The 1,092-nt window shown below is 65.0% G+C and carries 1 protein-coding gene; it reads left to right on the top strand.

The genetic code is table 11. From position 1 onward, the window contains the following. Window positions 1-39 precede the first annotated feature (39 nt). Window positions 40-975 (top strand): Gfo/Idh/MocA family oxidoreductase, encoded by a 936-nt coding sequence (locus EN780_RS34845; RefSeq protein WP_128276510.1) that lies wholly within the window; start codon window positions 40-42, stop codon window positions 973-975. The last annotated feature ends 117 nt before the right edge of the window (window positions 976-1,092 follow it).

Genomic DNA, 1,092 nt, shown 5'->3' with positions numbered 1-1,092 from the left:
GCGTAGAAACACCCACCTTTCCAAATCCTCGGAGTTCCCATGCCCTCGAACAAAGGTCCCATCAAGCTCGGCATCGTCGGCGTGGGCAAGATCGTCCGCGACCAGCATCTTCCGGCTCTGGCGAAGGACAGCGACTACCAGCTCGTCGCCGCCGCCAGCCGGCACGGCAAGGTCGACGGCATCCCGAACTTTCCGACCATCGACGCAATGCTCGAAGCCGTATCGGACCTCGAGGCCGTCTCGCTCTGCATGCCGCCGCAGTTCCGCTACGACGCCGCGCGCGCAGCGCTCGAAGCCGGGAAGCATGTCTTCCTGGAAAAGCCGCCGGGCGCCACCGTCAGCGAGGTGGAAGACCTGAAGCGAATTGCCGGCAAGCATGGCGTTTCTCTCTTCGCCAGCTGGCACTCACGCTATGCGCCGGCGGTCGAGGCCGGGCGCGCATTCCTGGCCTCGGCCAGGATCAGTTCCGCCGCCATCATCTGGAAGGAAGATGTGCGCCGCTGGCACCCGAACCAGGAATGGATCTGGGCGCCGGGAGGCTTCGGCGTCTTCGATCCGGGTATCAATGCGCTGTCAATCGCCACACACATCCTGCCGGCGATGTTCATCACTTCGGCGGTTCTCGATTTTCCGGAGAATCGCGCCTCCCCCGTTGCCGCGCATGTCGCCTTCCGCACCTCGAACGGTGTGCCGGTGACGATGGAGCTCGACTGGCTGCAGACCGGCCCGCAAAGCTGGGACATCGTGGCGGAGACGGACAAGGGCAAGATGGTGCTTTCGGGCGGCGGCGCGAAGCTCGCCATCGACGGCAAAGTCGTCCATGACGAGCCGGAAGCGGAATACCCGATGCTCTACAGTCGCTTCGCCGAGATCGTCCGCGCCGGTGTCTCCGACGTCGACCTGGCGCCGCTGCAGCACGTCGCCGACGCCTTCATGCTCGGCAAGCGCAACGTCGTCGAGGCGTTCTTCGACTGATTTGTGCATGCGATTGGCTCGCGGACCTGGCTGGAATGCACGCTCCTGCCAGGTCGACCCCCACTCCGTCTCGGCTACGCCGAGCCACCTCTCCCCCGATCGACGGGGGAGAGGAAG

Origin of the sequence: Mesorhizobium sp. M4B.F.Ca.ET.089.01.1.1 (assembly GCF_004022605.1) — a bacterium.
Taxonomy (GTDB): domain Bacteria; phylum Pseudomonadota; class Alphaproteobacteria; order Rhizobiales; family Rhizobiaceae; genus Mesorhizobium; species Mesorhizobium abyssinicae.
Note: the sequence above shows the minus strand (reverse complement) of the source record. Positions and strands in the feature narration are given on the sequence as shown.